1 pseudogene is annotated in these 517 nt (G+C 37.1%); it reads left to right on the forward strand.

From position 1 onward, the window contains the following. Positions 1–517: pseudogene (gene tet(O) / locus ACTNDQ_RS15435) on the forward strand (tetracycline resistance ribosomal protection protein Tet(O)); the annotation flags it as partial.

Genomic DNA, 517 nt, shown 5'->3' on the forward strand with positions numbered 1-517 from the left:
CAGGTTTTTAAGATTGAATATTCAGAGAAAAGGCGGCGTTTTGTTTATGTGCGTATATATAGCGGAACATTGCATTTGAGGGATGTTATTAAAATATCTGAAAAAGAGAAAATAAAAATCACAGAGATGTGTGTTCCGACAAACGGTGAATTATGTTCATCCGATACAGCCTGCTCTGGTGATATTGTAATTTTACCAAATGATGTTTTGCAGCTAAACAGTATTTTGGGGAACGAAATGCTGTTGCCGCAGAGAACATTTATTGAAAATCCTCTCCCTATGCTCCAAACAACGATTGCAGCAAAGAAATCTGAACAGCGGGAAATATTGCTTGGGGCACTTACAGAAATTTCAGATGGCGACCCTCTTTTAAAATATTATGTGGATACTACAACGCATGAGATTATACTTTCTTTTTTGGGGAAAGTGCAGATGGAAGTCATTTGTGCCATCCTTGAGGAAAAATATCATGTGGAGGCAGAAATAAAAGAGCCTACTGTTATATATATGGAAAGAC

The organism is Blautia massiliensis (ex Liu et al. 2021) (genome assembly GCF_052064225.1).
In the GTDB taxonomy this organism is placed as follows: Bacteria; Bacillota; Clostridia; order Lachnospirales; family Lachnospiraceae; genus Blautia_A; species Blautia_A fusiformis.